Source organism: Treponema sp. R6D11, from assembly GCF_054786075.1.
Window position 1 is genome coordinate 1 of the sequence record NZ_BDHD01000288.1, and the last position, 1,760, is coordinate 1,760.

Sequence of the window (1,760 nt, forward strand, 5' to 3'; positions counted from 1 at the left end):
GGCTTTTGTTGTAATATTAAGTATGACGGCTATCAGGTGTAAAAATCAACCTGACGAAAAAACAAAAGAAGAAACGACAAAAGAAGCGGAATTAATCGCTATTCCAAATATCTTAAATATGAACAATGGAACAAATATTACAACAGCATCGCAGTGGTCTTCCCGCAGATCGGAAATAATGACGATAATGCAGGATAATTCTTACGGTCAGTGGCGTTCAGGGGAAACTGTAACTTACAGCGTATCCGGCAATACACTGACACTCAATGTTTCACATAACGGAAAAAATGTCTCGTTTGACGCCGCTGTTGAACTGCCGACAACAGGCGCGCCTCCCGAAGGCGGCTGGTCTGTAATTTTTGCCTTTGGCAGTCTTGACGGCGCAGATTCAATGATGGGTTCTAAAGGAAATCCAAGGCAATTTGCGTTAGAAAAAGGATACGCAAATATCAGCATTCCTACGGGAACTGTCGCTTCTGATAATAACAATCATACGGGCGCGTTTTATACTCTTTACCCTTACGGCTCAACGGCAGACTCTCAAACAGGAGTATTAATGGCATGGGCATGGGGCGCAAGTAAAGTTTTGGACGCACTGGAAGCGGGAGCCGCCGAGGAATTCGGCATTAATGCAAATAACACTATCATTACCGGAACCTCAAGGAACGGAAAAGCCGCCGCTGTTGCCGGCGCTTTTGAAGAAAGATTTAAAATCACAGTACCTGTTTCTTCCGGTGCGGGAGGAGCTGCGATATACCGTTACAATAGCGCGGGTCAAACTTATAGTCTTAGCGGCTATTTTGGTTATAACGGCGGCGGCAGTTGGACAATTGACGGCAACAATCCTCAAAGCCTTAGTTCTATACAGGGTGATTCAGGCGGCGGCTGGTTTAATGCAAAATTCAAAACATTCGCAAAACCGGAAGACCTGCCTTTTGATCAACATTTCCTTTTAGCGTTATGCGCCGATACTGATAGATACCTGTTTATGGTAAATGGGTTTGAATGGGACAAGTGGACGAATCCTCCGGGTTTCTTTTATAATTTTGAACTGACAAAGCCTGTGTTTGAGCTTTTAGGCGTACCTCAAAACATTGCGGTTTCCATGCACCGTTACAGACATGGCTTGGAACAGGAAGATATGGTCAAATTGATCAAGTACGCAAATTATGTCTTCTATGGGATTGAAGATTTAAACTTTGAATATGCGGAAACCAACAAACCAAAGCCAGCGACATGGGAAGATTTTATGAATGATTTGCAAAAAACTCCGTTTTCGGCGTCAGTCAGCCCCGCAAATAATAAAACATACGAGACGGGAAAATATAAGAACTGATCAATATAGTATATTTATGTTTGAAATATAAATCAATATGTGCATAATTGACCATTTTTTTGTATTGCCGAAATTCTTTAATTTTGATAACATAAAGCAATGGTGAAACCGGAAACACTGCAAAAGTATTCCCTTTTTGGCGGGCTTTTGGAAGAACAGATACAAGCCATAATCCCGCTTATGACCGAAGAGAAATACAATCCCGGTGAATATATAATTAAAGAGGGGAACACAAACGACAAAATATATTTCATAATTGAGGGGCAGGCATCGGCGCTAAAGAAAGATCTGACGCTTTCCCATTTTGGCGAGGGCGAGGCTTTTGGAGAAATGGAAGTGTTGGATGTTATACCGGCTGTCGCATCTATTAAAGGAATTTCGGCAATACAAAAAAATGGTCAATTATGCACATATTGATTTATAT

General features: G+C 41.7%; 2 protein-coding genes. Both read left to right on the top strand.

Translation table 11 applies throughout. The annotated features are described in order from the left end of the window. Window positions 1-1,336, top strand: a 1,336-nt coding sequence (locus tag ACYVTD_RS12380; protein ID WP_461248061.1) for a glucuronyl esterase domain-containing protein, incomplete at its 5' end; no start/stop codon positions are given. A gap of 99 nt (window positions 1,337-1,435) precedes the next feature. Beyond that, a complete protein-coding gene (locus ACYVTD_RS12385) occupies window positions 1,436-1,753 on the top strand; it encodes a cyclic nucleotide-binding domain-containing protein (RefSeq protein WP_461248062.1) in 318 nt (105 codons plus the stop codon). The last annotated feature ends 7 nt before the right edge of the window (window positions 1,754-1,760 follow it).

Coding starts and splice junctions, on each gene's coding strand:
- ACYVTD_RS12385 (WP_461248062.1), top strand. CDS start 1,436: ATGGTGAAACCGGAAACACTGCAAAAGTATTCCCTTTTTGGCGGGCTT.